15 protein-coding genes are annotated in these 16,440 nt (G+C 47.3%); 4 read left to right on the top strand and 11 right to left on the bottom strand.

What is annotated here, in order from left to right; all coding sequences use genetic code 11:
• Nucleotides 1-29 precede the first annotated feature (29 nt).
• From AOA56_RS06560 to AOA56_RS06535, 6 genes are all read right to left on the bottom strand, one after another.
• The gene (locus AOA56_RS06560) at nt 30-1,001 is read right to left on the bottom strand and encodes an ABC transporter ATP-binding protein (RefSeq protein WP_053769263.1); all 972 of its coding nucleotides are present in this window, start codon (nt 999-1,001) and stop codon (nt 30-32) included.
• On the bottom strand, nt 1,001-2,020 hold the full coding sequence (locus AOA56_RS06555; protein WP_053769221.1) for an ABC transporter ATP-binding protein: 1,020 nt from the start codon (nt 2,018-2,020) through the stop codon (nt 1,001-1,003). The genes AOA56_RS06560 and AOA56_RS06555 overlap by 1 nt, the downstream gene beginning before the upstream one ends.
• A 10-nt stretch (nt 2,021-2,030) precedes the next feature.
• The gene (locus tag AOA56_RS06550) at nt 2,031-2,954 is read right to left on the bottom strand and encodes an ABC transporter permease (RefSeq protein ID WP_024731802.1); all 924 of its coding nucleotides are present in this window, start codon (nt 2,952-2,954) and stop codon (nt 2,031-2,033) included.
• On the bottom strand, nt 2,947-3,912 hold the full coding sequence (locus tag AOA56_RS06545; protein WP_024731801.1) for an ABC transporter permease: 966 nt from the start codon (nt 3,910-3,912) through the stop codon (nt 2,947-2,949). Before AOA56_RS06545 ends, AOA56_RS06550 begins: the two co-directional genes overlap by 8 nt.
• 81 nt (nt 3,913-3,993) lie before the next feature.
• On the bottom strand, nt 3,994-5,610 hold the full coding sequence (locus AOA56_RS06540) for an ABC transporter substrate-binding protein (RefSeq protein WP_053769262.1): 1,617 nt from the start codon (nt 5,608-5,610) through the stop codon (nt 3,994-3,996).
• 320 nt (nt 5,611-5,930) lie between these two features.
• Nucleotides 5,931-6,398 (bottom strand): helix-turn-helix transcriptional regulator, encoded by a 468-nt coding sequence (locus tag AOA56_RS06535; protein WP_330376430.1) that lies wholly within the window; start codon nt 6,396-6,398, stop codon nt 5,931-5,933.
• Nucleotides 6,399-6,692: 294 nt separating this feature from the next.
• Here AOA56_RS06535 and AOA56_RS06530 point away from each other — a divergent pair, with 294 nt between their 5' ends.
• Together AOA56_RS06530 and AOA56_RS06525 are read left to right on the top strand one after the other, a co-directional pair.
• On the top strand, nt 6,693-7,490 hold the full coding sequence (locus AOA56_RS06530; protein WP_053769220.1) for a protein-ADP-ribose hydrolase: 798 nt from the start codon (nt 6,693-6,695) through the stop codon (nt 7,488-7,490).
• Between the two features lie 53 nt (nt 7,491-7,543).
• The gene (locus tag AOA56_RS06525) at nt 7,544-8,053 is read left to right on the top strand and encodes a nitroreductase family protein (protein ID WP_034594318.1); all 510 of its coding nucleotides are present in this window, start codon (nt 7,544-7,546) and stop codon (nt 8,051-8,053) included.
• 282 nt (nt 8,054-8,335) lie between these two features.
• On the opposite strand, the gene AOA56_RS06520 is transcribed toward AOA56_RS06525, so the two are convergent.
• From AOA56_RS06520 to acgA, 4 genes are all read right to left on the bottom strand, one after another.
• Nucleotides 8,336-9,229 carry an SIR2 family NAD-dependent protein deacylase gene (locus tag AOA56_RS06520; RefSeq protein WP_048620818.1) on the bottom strand — a complete coding sequence of 298 codons (894 nt, stop codon included), beginning with the start codon at nt 9,227-9,229 and terminating at the stop codon, nt 8,336-8,338.
• Between the two features lie 50 nt (nt 9,230-9,279).
• The gene (locus AOA56_RS06515; protein WP_053769219.1) at nt 9,280-9,954 is read right to left on the bottom strand and encodes a 4Fe-4S binding protein; all 675 of its coding nucleotides are present in this window, start codon (nt 9,952-9,954) and stop codon (nt 9,280-9,282) included.
• 19 nt (nt 9,955-9,973) lie between these two features.
• Nucleotides 9,974-11,011, bottom strand: coding sequence for a radical SAM/SPASM domain protein, ACGX system (gene acgM / locus AOA56_RS06510; protein ID WP_053769218.1), 1,038 nt, complete (start codon nt 11,009-11,011; stop codon nt 9,974-9,976).
• A gap of 138 nt (nt 11,012-11,149) precedes the next feature.
• Nucleotides 11,150-11,344: an ACGX-repeat peptide gene (gene acgA / locus AOA56_RS06505; protein ID WP_024731794.1), complete on the bottom strand. Its 195-nt coding sequence runs from the start codon at nt 11,342-11,344 to the stop codon at nt 11,150-11,152.
• Between the two features lie 195 nt (nt 11,345-11,539).
• Between acgA and AOA56_RS06500 the strand changes: the two genes are divergently transcribed.
• Together AOA56_RS06500 and AOA56_RS06495 are read left to right on the top strand one after the other, a co-directional pair.
• Nucleotides 11,540-11,872, top strand: a complete 333-nt coding sequence (locus AOA56_RS06500; RefSeq protein ID WP_024731793.1) for a winged helix-turn-helix transcriptional regulator — start codon at nt 11,540-11,542, stop codon at nt 11,870-11,872.
• Nucleotides 11,873-11,888: 16 nt separating this feature from the next.
• Nucleotides 11,889-12,998, top strand: a complete 1,110-nt coding sequence (locus AOA56_RS06495; RefSeq protein ID WP_053769217.1) for an MBL fold metallo-hydrolase — start codon at nt 11,889-11,891, stop codon at nt 12,996-12,998.
• Nucleotides 12,999-13,058: 60 nt separating this feature from the next.
• Here AOA56_RS06495 and AOA56_RS06490 read toward each other — a convergent pair whose 3' ends face one another.
• Complete coding sequence (locus tag AOA56_RS06490) at nt 13,059-16,238, bottom strand: UvrD-helicase domain-containing protein (RefSeq protein ID WP_053769216.1); 3,180 nt, start codon at nt 16,236-16,238, stop codon at nt 13,059-13,061.
• Nucleotides 16,239-16,440 lie beyond the last annotated feature (202 nt).

Raw genomic sequence — 16,440 nt, 5'->3', positions numbered from 1 at the left:
CTCCTTTCTTTTGTCTTTTTTCACTCATGCTATTTCTTCTTGTAAAGATGGCACGCTGTAAAATGTCCCGGCACCGTCTCCATAAGCTCCGGCTCTTCCTGGTGGCACTGCTTGGATGCATGGATGCACCGGGTACAGAATCTGCATCCTTTTGGCGGACTCACCGGACTTGGCGGTTCGCCTTGAAGATGGATCCGGTTCACCGATGCCATCTTTCCCGGCTTAGGCAGAGGGATGGCGGAAAGCAGAGCCTGTGTATAAGGATGCATTGGATGGGAGTACAATTCCTGGGAATCTGCAAGCTCTACTATCTTACCCAGGTACATCACTCCTACCCGGTCCGAAATATGTCTCACCATCGACAGGTCGTGGGCGATAAACACACTGGTAAGTCCCCGTTCCTTCTGAAGCCGGACAAGCAGATTGATAATCTGTGCCTGCACAGATACGTCCAACGCGGAGATTGGCTCATCGCAAAGAAGAAATTCCGGATCCACCGCAAGAGCTCTGGCAATTCCGATTCGCTGCCTCTGACCCCCGGAAAACTCATGGACATACCGCCCTGCGTGTTCCGGATTCAATCCCACCTGACGCAGAAGCCTCTGTACCATCGTCTCTTCCTCCTTTTTGGATGATACCAAATGATGAATCTGCATTCCTTCCGCAATAATATCATGTACTTTCAGTCTCGGATCCAGGGAAGAATATGGGTCCTGAAAAATCATCTGAACCTTTCTTGTAAATTCTTTTCGTTCCTGCTTTGTCTGCTTCCGGATATCCTTTCCATCATAAAGTACTTCTCCGCCCGTGGCATCATAAACGCCGATACAGGTCCGTCCGCAGGTTGTCTTCCCACATCCTGATTCTCCCACAATTCCAAATGTCTCTCCTTTGTAAATGACAAAGGAGACATCATCAACTGCTTTTAGCTCTTTCTTCCCGCCCAGTCCAAAATATTTTTTCAGATGCCGGACTTCCAGAAGCGGTTTTCTTTCTTCCATCATTCTATCTCTCCTTCATCAAATGTGATGTCTGTATAGCCAGATTCTGGATGATACAGCCAGCAGAATACACTGTGGTCTTTGCTGAATGTGTACCGGGGCGCCTCTGTTTCCAGACAGATCTTCATACAATGGCCGCACCGCTCGGCAAACGGACAGCCTTTCGGAGGAAGAATGAGATCCGGCGGGGTCCCTTCGATTGCCACAAGCTTTTGCTTGGACCCTAACTCCATATCCGGTGCCGCTTTCAGAAGCGCCCAGGTATAAGGGTGCTTATGTTTTTCAAAAATCTCTGTACACGTCCCGGTCTCCACTACTTTTCCAGAATACATAACCACAACCCGGTCGGCGCTGTTGGCCACCACACCTAGGTCATGGGTAATCAAAATAACCGTCATGCCAAGTTTTTGCTGAATCTCAACCAACAGATCCATGATTTGCGCCTGGATCGTCACATCCAGCGCTGTGGTCGGTTCATCCGCAATCAGAATTTCCGGATTTCCGGCAAGAGCGGTCGCAATCATCACCCGCTGTCTCATTCCTCCCGACAACTCATGGGGATACTTCTTCACGCATCCCTTGGCGTCGGCAATCCCGACCAGTCTCAGCATCTCCAACACCCGCTTTTTCACTTCATCCTTTCCAGCTTTCTGATGATTTGTGATGTTCTCTGCAATCTGCTTTCCAATCCGCATCGTAGGATTCAGCGCCGTAAGCGCATCCTGAAATACCATGGCACATTTAGCTCCTCGATAGCTTTCCCACTCCTTTTCCGACTGTTCCAGCAGGTTCTTCCCTTTCAGCAGAATCTTGCTCCCTTCCTTGATTTCCCCCGGAGGCACCTGGATCAGCCCCATAATTGATTTGGCCGTCACAGATTTTCCGCAGCCTGATTCTCCCACGATGGCAAGCGTCTCACCCTTTCTCACGGAAAAGCTTACTCCCCGAACCGACTGCACTTCTCCGGCATATGTATAGTAGGATATTTTCAAATCCTCTATCTTCAGTAAATCGTCCATACTCTCACCTCTATTTCGTCATCTTTGGTTCCAGCGCATTACGAAGGGCGTCTCCAAGAATATTAAAGCTCATCACAGTCGCTACGATAAAAATTCCCGGAAAAACCGCAAGCCATGGCGTATCCATAATATAAACCTGGGCTCCTTGAAGCATTGTTCCCCAGGATGCCTTTGGGAGCTGAACTCCCAGTCCCATGAAGCTCAGCGTCGATTCTGTCAGGATAGCCCTCGCCACCGCAAGACTTCCCGCCACAATGATCGAAGAGCTCATATTCGGCACGATATGCCGGAACATGATTCTTACATTACTTGCCCCCAGATGCTTCGCCGCCAGCACAAAATCCCGCTCTTTCAAAGACAGCGTCTCCGCCCTGGTGATTCTGGCAATCTGGCACCACTCAAACAATCCCAGAATAATAACCATGGAATACACTTTTGGCGGAAACAAGGCGTTGATGACTACCATCAGAAGAAAACTTGGCACCGACATAAAGATATCCGTGAACCGCATCAAAAATGCATCCACTTTCCCTCCCATATATCCGCTTACCGTTCCAATCACAGTCCCGATCACGACGGACATAATCATGGAGAGAAAGCCAACGGTCAGGGATATCCTGCCCCCGTAGAGCGCTCTTGTAAAATAATCCCGCCCAAGCTCGTCCATTCCGAACCAGTGCTTGGTAGACGGCGGCTGAAGTTTGCTCAATACATCCTGCTCATCCGGATCATAAGGGCAAAGAGGCGCCAGAAGGGAAGCGATAATAATGATGGCAAGAATCACACAGCATACTATCGCCAGCTTATTCTCCCTAAGAGATCGTAAGACGTCCCGGAACACGCTTCTTTCATATCTAGTCTCTGCCCGTGCCTCTTTCTTTTCCACTTTATCAAAACTATGTTTATCAATTCTTATCGTCTGATTTTTATCCATTATTCTTCCCCATCCCCTGCTTAATTCTCGGATCCGCTACTGCATACAGGATGTCCGCCAGAAAATTTCCCAGAATCAGGATTGTACAGGAGAACATCGTGAATCCCATAATCAGCGGATAGTCTCTGGAGTTCACCGCATCCATGGCAAGCCGTCCGATCCCCGGCCAGGAAAACACACTTTCAATGACAAACGAGCCGCACACCAGCCCTGCCAGATTGATCCCTACCAAGGTGATAATCGGGAGCAGGCAGTTTTTTAGGACGTGGCGGGTCAGGATCCTATATCTGCTCGTCCCCTTAGATCTGGCCGTCAGCACATAGTCCTCCTCAAGCTGTGAAATCGTACTGGAACGTATATATCTCGTAAACACTGCCGTGTTGCTGAAACTAAGTACAACAGCCGGTAGTACCAGGTGACGAAGAAGATCCCACGTCGTATCGACATTGACCGTCCTCATCCCACCGCTTGGTAGAATTTCAAGAGTCAGTGCAAAAATTATAATCAGAATCATTGCCAGCCAGAACTGAGGCACTGAAATACCAAAGTAAGACAAAAAACTGATAATATTGTCTGTCATTTTATTCTTTTTCAGCCCCGCCCAAAGCCCAAGCGGAATTGAGACAAGCAGCGAGATAAGAAGCGCCGCCCCCATCAAAATCAGTGTAGCAGGAAGCTTCTCCGCCAAAAGCTCTGTGACCGGACGATTCTTATAGATGGAGGTACCGAGGTCTCCCCGGACGACATGACCTACCCACGCCACGTACTGCTTTACAATATTTCCATCTACACCATATTCTTCCCGAATTGTCTGAATCTGTTCTTCCGACATCCCTGGTTTTACATAGTTCTGAATCGGATCTCCCGGTGCGGCATGGATAATCAGAAATGAAAAAATACTGACAAGAATCAACACCGGGATGAGCTGCAAAAATCTTTTTATGATATAGTTTCTCATATTTTCTTCCTCTTCCTGTGATACAGATAAGTATCAAGAAAGACCGTTTATTGAAAATTAAATAAACGGTCAGTCTCCTCTCTAATTTGTCATATGAATCTTTGTATAATCCTCAAAAATCGGCACCCTCATAATCTCATTCAGCCCTGTAAATTCCTTTCTTGCCGTAATTACATAGTTGGTATTCGCCATCGGGTACATGGAGTAGTCCTCATTCATCTGTACCTGAAGCTCTTTATAATACTTGTCACGGTCTTCTGTTGTCAGAGCCTGGGATGCTTTCTTCCAGAGTTCTTTTGTCTCCGGACTTACATAAAAACCGATTTCCAGATTGTCACCTGTCCAGGAAGTCAGTTTGGATGCCGGGTCTGCATTTAACTGATCCATTCCGTTTGTCGCGAGATCCCAGGAAGTATCCTCCACCGGAGTTCCTGTGATCCAGGATGCAAACAGGTGCTGGAAAAAAGCGGAAGAGTCCACGCCTTCAATCTCTACGGACACTCCGATCTCTTTTAGCTGCTGCTGTACAATCTGTGCTGTCTCCTTCATATTCGGGCGGTTCTGATTGTAGATATAGTGTAGCGTCTTTTCTGTAAGACCTGTCTCCTCGGCAAGCTTTTTCGCTTCCTCGATATTCTGCTGATATCCTTTCATCTCGTCATTGTAGTAAAGGTTCTCCGGAGAGCAGAAGTTCGTTGCCGGGATAGCAAGATCTTCAGAACCGTATGCTCCCTGCACAATCTCCTCATTATTCAACGCAAGAGCGATAGCCTTTCTCGCATTGATATCTTTCATGTTCGGACTCTGATAATTGTAAGCCATGTAATTCAGACGGCCTTCCGGAATATTGTAAACTGTGTACTCATCATCACTCTGGTACTTTTCAAGCTTTGTCTGACTTGTGATTCGCATCATGGAGAGCTCTCCGCTCTGAAGTGCAGCTTCCTGAGCGCTCTCATCCGGCATCACTTTAATCACCACTTCGTCCAGGCTCGCCGGCTCTCTGTAATAGTCATCATATTTTTCATATACGATGCTCTCGCCCGCATTGATTTCTTTGAGTTTAAACGGTCCAGAGCCAATTCCTTTTGTAAGAGCCTCCGTGTTATCAATGATATGTGTGTTGCCGTCAAATACATGTTCCGGGAAAATCTGAAGACGTCCAAACTCTGTTTCAAATGCACTGTAAGGCTGTGCTAATGTCAGATTCACTGTCAGATCATCTATTTTTTCTGCCGTCAGATCATTTCCATCATATCTGACATTGCTGGCATCTGTTGCATTGGACCCATCCTGCAGCACCTTGATAGAAAAGATCACATCATCTACTGTGATCGGTTCCCCGTCATGCCAAGTCATTCCATCCCTGAGCTTCATCTGATAATGGCATCCATCATCCGCCACTGCCTCCAGACTCTCAGCCAAATACCATCTTGTCTCATCCTTATTTACAATGAACAGCGGATCATAGCACGGACCGTAGGTCATCAGTCTGTCGTCCGCCCCATAGGCATCATACGGGGTCAGACAGTTCGTCGTATCCGCATTGACCGGAACAATAAAGGTTCCTCCGCCTCCTTCACCCCCGCTTCCGCTCGCCTGCTTGTCTCCCTTGCCGCTTTGATTTCCGCCGCATCCGGCAAGCATGGAAACTGCCATCGCTGCTGTAAGAAGCGCAGTCAAAATCTTCTTTTTCACTTTCATTTCCTCCTCGCACAGTAAAAATTCATAAACATTATATTTCCCCCAACATTTTTCTGGCAAATTGTTTTTTATGATATATGCATAGCATTTTTCTATAGATTGTTCTTGCATTTTTAATGCGGAGTTCTGGTTCAGGCGCCTCTTGAAAATATCGACGCCTATATGATGCCACAAGACAATGTGCGAAATACCCGGTACAGCCATCGAACTGGGAGCAAACATTCACCACACATTCCCTATAAAAGTATAATAAAAAGTACTTGCTCACTGTTTCCAATGTGCAGGCACTTTTCTTTTATATTCTCATATCTGTTTTAAGATTTCTTTTCACTTCGTTTCTTCCACACTGTCGCCAGAATATCTTTAAGCACCAGCATGGAATTGAGTTCGTCATATCCGTATTCCTTTTCCAAGCGGATGAGAAGCTTACATAATGCTTCCGCATAGTAGGTGATATTCACTTCTTTCTGGTACGATTCGAGAATCGGGTATTTTTTACTCCACGCTTTTGTCCAGTCGATCTTGTTCGTCACCTCATCACGCATACGCTCGATGGTCTCCTGAATCTCCTGAAGATCCACGTCAAATTCGATCAGTTCATCTAATGCCAGCCCATACAATATCGCAAGCTGCTTTGCCTGCCGGATATCCGGCAGCGTCTCGTCCGTCTCCCATTTAGAAATCGTCTGTCTGCTCACTCCAATCTTTTCCGCTACATCTTCCTGAGAGAGTCCCTTTTTCTTCCTTGCATGGTATAGATTATTTCCCAGATTCATCATCATTCCTCCTGTCCTTTGATGCTTTTTATTCTACCTGTTTTCTGACCTGGTTACCAGCAGTAGTCCTGTACAATTTTGCCCGGTTTGTTGGCAGGGACAGATATCGTCCTTAAAATAGCAGAGCAACACGCTGCCCTGTATGTAAGGTTACTTTTTTATAACTGTTGACTCTCTGTTTTACGCTCTTTATACTCTATAGATAGTTAGAGTAATGGTGAATAATAAAAAGCGGATGGATTACCCTTTGCTCCCCTCAAAGAAGACCGAATTTGTTCGTCAGGAAAGGAAGAATGTGCAATGAATCAGAGCGAACGGAGACTGTATCTGATTAAGTCTCTTTTAAAGGAAGAACCCTCATACCGGAGAACACAGATCCCCCAAGGGACAGAGAAACAGGAACTCCTCCTACGGGGGCTTCTCAATGTACGACCACCCCGCCCGGTGGATGAGGAATTCTTGAAGATTCAGGATGCCTATCTTCAAGAAAAAACAAGAGAAAAAGGTGTAACGGATCTTGCAGATCTGGCCCCACACTCGGACGGCCTCTATCTGTGGCAGGGGGACATTACCGCCTTGAAATGTGACGCCATTGTCAATGCCGCCAACAACGGAATGACCGGATGCTATATCCCTAACCACCATTGTATCGACAACTGTATTCATACATTCAGTGGTGTACAGCTCCGGCTTCTCTGTGAAACGATGATGGAAAAACAGGGCTTTCCAGAACCGACCGGGCGAGCCAAGATTACTCCCGCCTTTAATCTCCCGTGCCATTATATTCTACACACGGTAGGTCCGATCGTATCCGGCCCTCTGACCGAGACACATTGCAGACAGCTTGCTGACTGCTATCATTCCTGCCTGGAACTTGCTTCCTCACATCGTCTGAAAAGCATTGCCTTTTGCTGTATCTCCACTGGCGAGTTCCACTTTCCCCGAGAGAAAGCGGCCCGTATTGCCATACAGAGCGTCCAGGATTATCAAAAGACCGATCCAATCATTAAAAAGGTTGTCTTTAATGTTTTTCAAAAGGAAGACTACGAAATTTACAAGAAACTTCTGACGGATTGTTCAGACGGATTTGATTCTTAATCGTCACGGCAGTATAATAAGAGTAGCGAAATCATATGAAAGGAGTGCATACTGTGAATTGTTCAGAAGTGATTCGTGAAAGACGAAGTATTCGAAAATACAAAGAAAACGTCACCATTCCCCAGGAAGATTTTGAGAGGATGCTGGAAGCCGCCATGATGGCGCCAAGTGCGTGCAACACAAGACCGTGGCAGTTTTTTGTGGTAATAAACAGGGAAATGATCGCAAAGCTTAGGGAGGCTCATCCATTTACTAAAATGCTTTCCACTGCTTCTGCTGCCATTGTAGTCTGTGGCCGTCCGGATCTTCAGGAGGGCGTCTGCAAAGAATTCTGGCCTCAGGACTGCGGCGCCGCCATTGAAAATCTTCTCCTTCAGGCAAAAGACCTGGGATATGGAACCTGCTGGTGCGGATGTTATCCATCTATGGACCGGGTAGAAAAATTGCAGGAGATACTGGGCACGTCGAGTATCCCGGTTGCCATTGTAGCCGTGGGAGAAGCGGACGAAGCCCCGGCTCCAAGGGGACACTTTGATCCGGAACGTGTGACATATCTGCGGTGAATATATCAATTTCTTAGGAGATGACTGATAGATCAATACACATTTCACAGAAATGATGAGGAAGAACCTGAAGCATCTGTTAGAATAAAAGGATCTGGTTTGACAGCTTCTCTTATTATGTTTTCATTTGATAGTCACATAATACAAAATCGAGTCAATCAGGTCAGTGCATCTGACTCGATTGACTCGATTCTGATGTAATTGTTTTGGTAAATAGCTCAACAAGCAATGCAGATAGAATAGAGTATATCTCATATTATAATTACTTTAAATCGGTTATTTTTACTTTAGTTTTTTTAGTATTTCTCCAATATCCCCATCGATACAGACAGAGCGTTCCTCAATTTCTTCTGGTACACAGGTTTCTCCCAGGTTCACACAGACATAAACCGCCTCTTTGTTCTTCGCCGTCATCCTCCAAAAAGAATATTTCACTATCCCCGGCGTATTAAATCCTACCCCCAGTTCCAACAGCAGCACCTTCTCGTTTGCGTGTCTTCTTAGAAAATCCACATAACGGTCAGACGCTTTTTGCCATCCCTCGTCTTCCACAAACGTGTCGTCCGCACGCAAGTTCATCGTCATTGGCCTGCCGCATCTCGGGCAACATGGGATCAGTTCTTCCGGCACACGCATGACCAATCGTCCACACTCTGGAAAAATCAACGTGCCGTCCGCCCCGATCGTAAATCTCTGCGCCAGTACCATCTTTTTGACAATCTCCCTGTTTTCATATGTGCTCCGATGGCATGGCATACTGCACTGAAACAGCCCATAGTCCCCCTGTGTATAGAAAAGCCTGTTCTTATCAAATCCAGTCTTCTGAAAACAATGATCCACATTAGTAGTCAGTACAAAATAGTCTTTGCCCTTCACAAGCGTATGAAGTGTTTGATAGACGCTTTCAGGGGTGTCCATATATCGGTTTATCCAGATATAACGGCTCCAGAATGCCCAGTATTCTTCCAGCGTCTCATACGGGTAAAATCCACCTGAATACATGTCGTGAAATCCGTATCTCTGCTCAAAATCCGCAAAATATCTCTGAAACCTTTCTCCAGTGTAGCTAAATCCCGCAGATGTGGAAAGTCCGGCTCCTGCTCCTATGAGTATCGTGTCCGTATCTGCCCATATTGATTTCAGTTTTTTCATACTCTGCCCCCTTGTGTTGTCCATCGTTCTCTCCGTCTGCTTTATCCGACGTTCTGCCAACATATTCTTTCACCTCATAATCTTTTGACTGCAGAAACCGGGCAATGCTCATAGCAATTTCCACAGTGCAGGCAATGTTCCGGCCGAATCCGGTATGGTACGCCTGGTTCAATACATCTTTGCGGACAGCTTCCCTGGCATATTCCACACCCGATACATGCATCTGTGATACGATATCCTTTCATCCGCACCCTCCTTTTTCCTGGCTCTACGTCTCCTGCTTCGACTTCCGCGGCATTTTCTTGTTTCGTTTCGATTCCACGTCCCAGTATATACGTTTCCCGGAAAATCGGGGAGACTCCCAGATGAAAATACTCGATCTGAGCGTCTCGGATTTCAAAGATAATCCCAATATCTCTTGTCTTCCCAGGATAGACATTAGCCAGGTAGGGCTGTTCGGCAAAAATCAAATCCATCCATTTTTTTTGTTCCTCTTCTGCGGTCTGTTTCGCCCTGGAGGACAACCGGATCATTTCTTTATACTTACTGTACCCAAGGATCTGCACCCGCCCGTCCTCCAACAGTTCGCGGCAAAATTCTTTTCCTCTGGCGGTAAAAAAATAGATAGCGTCCTTCTCATAATGGATCGCACTGATATTGCGGATCTGCGGGGCTCCTTCCAGATCGACCGTCGCAAAAGCGAGCACACCGATGTATTGCAGTTTCTTCAAACATGTTTCTAAATCCATCCTGGCTTCCTCCTCTAACTCACATAGCTATTTCCTTCCAGCACTGTGGATCTGCCGCGTAGAAGTTCCCTGTCTGACCGCTTGCCACAGCCGGACAGCCCCGGCACCAGGCCAGCAATTCACATTTTGCACATTTTTCAAACTTTGTATAGCCTCGGTAAGTTTCCATCTGGCAAACCCAGACATCCGCGATCCGATCAGTAAAGGCATTTCCTACTTTACTGTTCTGTACTCTTCGGCACGCATAAAGATCCCCTGTCGGCAAAATCGTCATATGGCAGTTTCCACAATTACAGCCTCCGTAAACCATTCCATCCTGAGCGTTCTTAGGAATCTGAAACTGTCCTGTCTCATACTCATACAACGTCCAGAGATGATCCTTTTTATTAAAATAGGTATGGCACCTCTGTGCCTCGTACATCTTGAACTTCCGGTCACATTCTTCCAGAAGGCTTCTATAACGAAGAGGCGTAATCCCCACTTCCTTTTCCTCACTGGTCGGGCAATATCTTGCGAAAGCGAACACGTCCGCATCGTGAGCCACTACGATATCGATAATGTCCGGGATCTCATCGATATTCGTACCTGATACTGTCGTCATAATTACAGATCGGATTCCTGCTCTCCGAAGGCAGTCTATTTTCTCCAACGTAATGTCAAAGCTTCCCGGCTTGCGGAACCAGTCGTGAGTCTTTCGCATTCCATCCAGAGAGAGCTGGTATTTCTCACACCCGTATTCTTTCATTCTCCTGCAGGTTTCATCATTTAGATGAAACGGATTTCCAAGAATTGTAAACGGAATTTGATGTTCTTTCATCAACGCCAATAGTTTCCAGAAGTTCGGGTGCAGAATCGGATCGCCTCCAGTCAGATAAAAGTAGGGAAAGCGGTCGTACACCTTACAGAAATCCAAGCAGTTGTAAAATGTCTGTTGTATCTGTTCCCACGTCATCGCATCCAGTTTTTTACAGTTGTCCTCCGAAAAAATATAGCAGTGCTTACACCGCTGATCACATTCGTCTGTGATATGCCACTGAAAAGAAAAATACTGTTTCATTATCCCTCTCCTTTTTTTGATCCCACTCTATCTCGACCGATTTTTGCCGGAGCCCTGTTTCTACACCCCGGCGTACAGCACTGCCGGGGCTTCTCTAATAAATAATATGATATTCTCACATCACTGTTGTAACATGTGCTACTTGTCCGCCGCTCCGCAGGCTGTGCCACATGCCGCAGGTGTTTCTTCCGGTTTGTCCGCCGCTCCGCAGGCCGTGCCACATGCCGCAGATGTTTCTTCCGGTTTGTCCGCCGCTCCGCAGGCCGTGCCACATGCCGCTGCCGTACCTTCTTCCATCTTTTTACTCCAACTGAAAAGATTGAAAAGTGCCATATTGTTGTTCCTCCTTTTGTTTCATAAAACTATTTCCTGTCTGCAAGATCAGTGTACTCTATTCCCTCCGGATACAAAAGTACGCACAATTCTATTACTTAGTTACCTTTTTATAACCCACGGTTTTCACTGGTATGTTCCATTGTGATTTGATATAATATTTCTGATAAAACGATTGAGACGAGGTGACATGAGATGATGACAAAAGAAGAAATGCCTGCCTGCCCGGTGGCGACAACGGTTCAGTTGATCGGAAGTAAATGGAAACTTCTGATTCTTCGGAATCTCCGTATGCGTCCATGGCGGTTTAACGAGCTACGAAGAGATCTGGAGGGTGTCAGCCAGAAAGTGCTGACAGACAGCCTGCGTGCCATGGAGGATGACGGTATTATTACAAGGACAGTTTATCCGGAAATTCCTCCGAAAGTGGAATACGCGCTTTCACCCCTGGGAGAATCCATGTCTCCTATTCTGGACGCGATGGCTCAGTGGGGTACAACGTACCAGCAAATGATGATGAACGAATGACAAAGGAGGTTCCAATATGATCCGAAGTTTCTTACCCGTTGGACAGGGTGCTTTTTATACAGAACAATTTGACTGTGGCATGAACATCGTCTACGACTGTGGTTCTTCGACGGGCAAATCCGCCGTTGAGAAGCAGATCGCCGATACGTTTGAGCCGAGGGAAAAGATTCAGGCGGTATTTATTTCCCATCTGCATGAAGATCACATCAACGGGCTTCCATTTCTTCTCTCCTACTGCTGTGTGGAGAAGATTTATCTGCCGTTTCTGACAGAGGAAGAGATTCTACTGACACGGCTGATTGCTCATCTGGAAAATACCGAATCCACCTTTCTGGCAGATCTTCTTGAAGATCCTTTACAGGCGGTGGAGCAGTATACATTACCCGTGGACACAACGACGCCGGAACTCTTTTCCGTCATGCCTGTGGCCTCCAACCTCAGAAACCGGGGCAATACCACGGCCATCCCCTCGGGAAAAGCTCTGGCGGATTTGAAAACCTCACGGAAAAACTGGGTTTACGTGCCATATAATTTCCAGAATACCCGAAGAAGCAAGGCCTTTTTCCGGGGACTGAAGAAAAACGGATATGACAAAAAGACACTGCAATCCTATCTGGAGACGTCGGACATTTTTTCCTATGACTGGAACGATATCCGTAAGATTTACCAGACATACGCACCAGGAAGCTTGAATTCCAATTCCCTGGTCGTCTACTCCGGTCCACAAATTCCGGACGTCAAAATGGTGCGTCCATATCACTTTTTCCTTCCTGATCTGACGAGTCCGCAGTCTGGACGCAGAAACGCTTATCCTGACGGCTGTCTGTTTCTGGGAGATTACGACGCCAGGACGGAAGACAGCTGGAAAGAGCTGACTGATTATCTCTCTGATTATATGCCATCCGTGGGAACAGTCCAGGTGCCGCACCATGGTTCCAAGCACAATTATAATGAAGCGCTCTCCTGTGGGCAATTCCTTTTGATCATCAGCGCCGGATATCAAAATAAGTACAGACATCCACACGCAAAGGTGCTGAAAGATATGCTGATGAAAAAAGTACTGCATTTTTGGGTGACAGAACAGGTCGGAAGCATGGTACAGTTTCAAATTGACGAAGAAGTATAAAAAAAGAGGAGAACAGTGCTTGATATGCTTTCTGTCCTCCTCTTTTTTGATTAGAATGGATTACTCAAACAGACTCATCTGATGCCATGTCTCCTGCTGTTTTTTCGGGCCCGCTGTTTCTTTTGTGATCCGGTGTTCTGGAATCTCTGCCAGAAATGGGCTCGTTTCACCTGTCGAGGTCAGCACCAGCTCTTCCTTTGCCCTCGTCATACCTACATATAGAAGCCGCCTCTCTTCTTCCCAGTCCGTCTCGTAGTATTCACTTTCCAATGGAATTCTGCCTTTTTCTGCCCCATAGAGGAGCACTGCCGGGAACTCCAGACCTTTGGAACCGTGGAGTGTCATCAAAGTGACAGCCTCGGCGGTATACTGCTTGTCCCCGCACCGTTTCAAGTCGCTCTCCACACCAAACTCCAGCATCTGCAGTAATTCTTCCAGTGTCTTATAGCATACCGCGATCTGAGATAACTTCTCCATTGCTTTTACTTTTTCCATTCCCATCTCATGAATCCATTCATTCAGAATCTCCGCCGGACTTTTTCCTGCAATCCGCTCCTGCCAGGACCGTACCGTCTCCATGAACAGTAGCTCTCCAAGAGGGTTTCCCTGTTCATCTGAAAAAAGAGGACTTGCTTCTTCTCTTACGGCAGTCTGCCCCGAATCCAGAAGGCAGCGGAAAAACGCAGCACTTAAGCGCACCTTCTCGTCCTTTAAAAACGATTCCCTTCCTGCCACCACATAAGGAATCCCCTCTTTTCGCAGGCATGTTTCCAAAAGTTCCCCTTGCCTGTGCGTTCGGTAAAGAACCGCAATCTCATGGAAACTTCGCACCTTCCGTTCTTTCTCCCCGGAGGTTCTCTGCGCCTCCAGCATCCCGACGCCGCCAACCATCCGTCCGATCTCTTTCGCCACGGCGATCGCTTCTCCCATTTCACCTGCTGCCTGTATCAGCCGCACGTTTTCTCCGTCCTCCCTATTCGGATGCAGGATTCTTTTTTCACCCGGATTTTCTGAAATCACTGTCAGGGCACTATCAAGAATTTGAGGTGTACTCCTATAATTTTCATACAGCCGGATCACTTCCAGTTCCGGGAAATCCCCCTTCAGCCGTTCAAAACAAAGAGCGTCTGCCCCACGGAATCCGTAGATCGCCTGATCCGGGTCCCCGATCACAAACAGGCTGGTGCCGCCTTGATTCCACTCTTTCATCAGTTCGTACTGTATCGGATTGATATCCTGGAATTCGTCGATCAGAAGATAATGAAACGGCGCTCTCCACCTCTTTTCATCCGGGTGATCCTTGAGAAGCCGTACAGTCTCCAAAAGCAGATCTTCAAACCCGTACCATTCTTTCTCCCGCATTGCCGCGGCATAAGCCCGGTACGCTGCTTCCCGGTTTCGCTCTATGGTCATTGACTTACGATCGCCTGTCCTTCCTCCCAGAATCTGATCTGCTTTCCATGCTTCCGTCTGGGCAAGAAATGTTTTTGCTTCCTCATCGATCCTGTACTGTGCCAGAATCTCTTTCGCCAGTCCGATACATATTCTTTCGTCCGCCAGGAAAACACTTCGTCCCCGATCCTTCAGGAACTGAAGACAAATCGCATGAAATGTTCCGATCTGTATATCCCGGTTATCTATCCTCTCCCGGATTTCGCCCGCTGCCTCGTTTGTAAACGTCACGGCTGTGATCTCTTCTGGCGGCACCTTTTTATTTTCCAGCAAAAAGGACAGTCTGGCAATCAGTGTTGTCTTTCCGGTTCCCGGTCCCGCGATAACGGCAATCCGTCGTTTTCCGGATACAGACGCCTGTGATTGCTCTGGATTGAGTGCCTCCGGACGCTTCTCCTTAGATAAACGCTTTTTCTCGGAACTCTTCTTTTCCACTACAGGTACGACAGCCAGTTCCCGGCTGATTTCTACGTCTTTTTTCCGATCTTTCTTCTCTGTTTCCCCTGTCAGTCCCAACGTACCTAAGAAATCAATCTGTCCTGCGATTTCGCCCCGCTCCTCTTCATCAAATATCTGAACCTTCCCGTACTCGCCGTCAAAGCCCGGATTCCACCGGACTTTCCCTAACCGAAGCCGTTCGATACCCTCCGCAATCAACCGCCCGGAAATCCGACGGATCTCCTCCACCGGGACATTTCTTAAAATCTCAAACTCTGCGCCCAGCCTTCTGGTCAACTCCTGATATTGTCTCTGCACGCCCTTGCTCGCGGCGCTATGCCCGACAGCCGCCCCGATGATCTCCGGAAGCGGTATCAGACTTTCAAACCTCTTGGCTCCAGGCTTCTGGTAATCCTCCGCCCGGTCTGCCATCTGCTCAATCCGATGGGACACGCCAATGGTAATTTTCCGCCCGCATACCGGACAGATCCCGCCGTATTGTACTGTTTCCTTGGGGCTGAGACAAAGCCCGCATTTGCGGTGCCCATCCATGTGATACTTGCCCTCTTCCGGGAAAAATTCGATCGTCCCAAGAAGTCCTTTTCCAGTATCCAGTGCTGTTTTCAGCGCCTCGTAGGAGAGCTCGGTATCCAGAAGATTCGCCTCTCTCCCGAGCTTCGCCGGAGAATGAGCGTCAGAATTAGAAATGAGCTGAAACCGATCCAGCGCGGACACTCTCCAGTTCATCGGAGGATCCGAAGATAACCCTGTCTCTACGGCGTGGATATGTCCTGCAAGGTCTCCAAAACATTCCTCCACAGAATCAAAACCGGAGAAGGCGCCAAACATGGAAAAGTGCGGCGTCCAAATATGAGCCGGCACATAGATCGCCTCCGGGCAAATTTCCAGAATCATCTCCAACAGATCGTGACAGCTCACACCAAGAATCGGTCTGCCGTCGGAATGGATATTTCCGATTTCTTCCAGTTTCCGGGAGATCACCTCCGCCTGTTCGAGATCGGGAAGCAGAATCAGACTGTGTACCTTCCGCACTTTCCCGTCCTGCTTATAAATCGAGCTGATCTCCCCGGTAATCACAAACCGCGGGATCTGATCGTCCGGCGCCGAATCTTCATGAATCCGGTATTCCTCTTTCAGAACATAGAATCCGTTTTTATCCCACTCCAGCTTTTCCTTTAACTCCTCTCTCCAGGCCGGATGTGTGAAATCCCCGCTTCCTACCAAATGAATTCCTTTTCTCCTCGCCCATAAATCCAGGTGCTCCGGCGTACAGTCCCTGCTTGTCGCCCGGGAATAACGAGAATGAATATGTAAATCCGCAATATACATCGCTTTCGACTCCTCTTTCGTAAAAATAAGACTAAGAAAAGTGTACCTCTCTTTGCTTTTGGGGTCAAGCAAAAGGCTTCCCCTTTTCCTTGCGTTCTGTTCTGTTTCGTCTAAATACCCAAATTTATTTCCACCTTCTCATAAGTAATTCACAAAAATTCTTTCTTTTTAACAAATTAATTGACTAAAATAACGAATCTAT

Source organism: Sellimonas intestinalis (assembly GCF_001280875.1).
In the GTDB taxonomy this organism is placed as follows: Bacteria; Bacillota; Clostridia; order Lachnospirales; family Lachnospiraceae; genus Sellimonas; species Sellimonas intestinalis.
The sequence above is the reverse complement of the archived record's forward strand: the minus strand, read 5'-3'. Positions and strand labels throughout refer to the sequence as shown.

Coding starts and splice junctions, on each gene's coding strand:
- AOA56_RS06560 (WP_053769263.1), bottom strand. CDS start 1,001: ATGGAAGAAAGAAAACCGCTTCTGGAAGTCCGGCATCTGAAAAAATAT.
- AOA56_RS06555 (WP_053769221.1), bottom strand. CDS start 2,020: ATGGACGATTTACTGAAGATAGAGGATTTGAAAATATCCTACTATACA.
- AOA56_RS06550 (WP_024731802.1), bottom strand. CDS start 2,954: ATGGATAAAAATCAGACGATAAGAATTGATAAACATAGTTTTGATAAA.
- AOA56_RS06545 (WP_024731801.1), bottom strand. CDS start 3,912: ATGAGAAACTATATCATAAAAAGATTTTTGCAGCTCATCCCGGTGTTG.
- AOA56_RS06535 (WP_330376430.1), bottom strand. CDS start 6,398: ATGATGATGAATCTGGGAAATAATCTATACCATGCAAGGAAGAAAAAG.
- AOA56_RS06530 (WP_053769220.1), top strand. CDS start 6,693: ATGAATCAGAGCGAACGGAGACTGTATCTGATTAAGTCTCTTTTAAAG.
- AOA56_RS06520 (WP_048620818.1), bottom strand. CDS start 9,229: ATGGACAACACAAGGGGGCAGAGTATGAAAAAACTGAAATCAATATGG.
- AOA56_RS06515 (WP_053769219.1), bottom strand. CDS start 9,954: ATGGATTTAGAAACATGTTTGAAGAAACTGCAATACATCGGTGTGCTC.
- acgM (WP_053769218.1), bottom strand. CDS start 11,011: ATGAAACAGTATTTTTCTTTTCAGTGGCATATCACAGACGAATGTGAT.
- acgA (WP_024731794.1), bottom strand. CDS start 11,344: ATGGCACTTTTCAATCTTTTCAGTTGGAGTAAAAAGATGGAAGAAGGT.
- AOA56_RS06500 (WP_024731793.1), top strand. CDS start 11,540: ATGATGACAAAAGAAGAAATGCCTGCCTGCCCGGTGGCGACAACGGTT.
- AOA56_RS06495 (WP_053769217.1), top strand. CDS start 11,889: ATGATCCGAAGTTTCTTACCCGTTGGACAGGGTGCTTTTTATACAGAA.
- AOA56_RS06490 (WP_053769216.1), bottom strand. CDS start 16,238: ATGTATATTGCGGATTTACATATTCATTCTCGTTATTCCCGGGCGACA.